This window comes from Photobacterium sanguinicancri (assembly GCF_002265265.1).
GTDB lineage: Bacteria > Pseudomonadota > Gammaproteobacteria > Enterobacterales > Vibrionaceae > Photobacterium > Photobacterium sanguinicancri.
On sequence record NZ_NOIF01000527.1, the window covers coordinates 1 to 369 of the forward strand.

Genomic DNA, 369 nt, shown 5'->3' on the forward strand with positions numbered 1-369 from the left:
ATCCACTCCCTGGTCTACTCGTACCGGGACCGTCGCAAGCGCAAGGGCGACTTCCGTCGTCTGTGGATCCAGCGCATCAACGCTGCGGCTCGCCAGAACGGCATCACGTACAACCGCTTCATCCAGGGCCTGGGCCTGGCCGGCGTGACGGTCGACCGTCGCAAGCTCGCCGACCTCGCGGTCAACGACGCGGCGACGTTCACGACGCTCGTCGAGACGGCCAAGAAGGCGCTGCCTTCCGACGTCAACGCGCCGAAGTCGGCCGCGTAAGCAGCTGCATCCCACGATGGGCGCTCTCCTCCGGGAGGGCGCCCATCGTCGTTCCCGGTGCTGTCGTCGCATGGGACGGGCACTCTGCTCCTACACTGA

General features: G+C 66.9%; 1 protein-coding gene. It reads left to right on the top strand.

The genetic code is table 11. The features are described from left to right. Positions 1-270, top strand: a 270-nt coding sequence (gene rplT / locus ASV53_RS26655; protein ID WP_094959044.1) for a 50S ribosomal protein L20, incomplete at its 5' end; no start/stop codon positions are given. Between the last annotated feature and the right edge of the window lie 99 nt (positions 271-369).